Genomic DNA, 549 nt, shown 5'->3' with positions numbered 1-549 from the left:
TGAATAATCCAGTGCTCGTGTCCCTGCTGTCCGGTGACAGGAAACCGCAAATCTGTTTTTTAGGAAACCACCATTCCAGTAATGGAAACCTTTATCATAAATCCTTTAGAATGTAATCATGCACCAGCCGGTGTAAATTCATTCAAAGGAGGTCATGACCATGACCAAGTATCGAGAGATTCTCAGGCTAAAAAGTCTGGGACTCAGTCAGCAGAGCATTGCCGACAGCTGCAATGTCTCCAAGAAAACGGTCAATCGCGTTTTGAAGCGTGCAAAGGAATTAGATATTTCCTGGCCACTTGATAAAAGCGATACCAATGCCATTCTTGCAGAAAAGTTTTTTCCTTCTGCAAAGCAAGTCAAATCCAATAAAAGGATGCCTGACTACGATTATGTCCACAAAGAATTACTCCGTAACGGAGTCTGTAAGAAACTCCTGTGGACTGAATACATGGAAGACTGCCGTGCCAACGGCGATGCTCCGCTCATGTATTCTCAATTCTGCTATCACATCCAACAGGACGAGCAGAAACGACGTGCTACCATGCA

Annotated in this window: 1 protein-coding gene; it reads left to right on the top strand. The window is 44.3% G+C overall.

Going from position 1 to position 549, the window contains the following annotated elements:
* Positions 1-160 precede the first annotated feature (160 nt).
* Positions 161-549: sigma factor-like helix-turn-helix DNA-binding protein (locus tag KQI22_RS13755; RefSeq protein ID WP_216553442.1), on the top strand; the 389-nt coding region annotated here is incomplete at its 3' end.

Origin of the sequence: Kineothrix sp. MSJ-39 (assembly GCF_018917935.1) — a bacterium.
Lineage (GTDB): Bacteria > Bacillota > Clostridia > Lachnospirales > Lachnospiraceae > CAG-194.
This window is presented reverse-complemented; position numbering and strand designations above follow the sequence as displayed.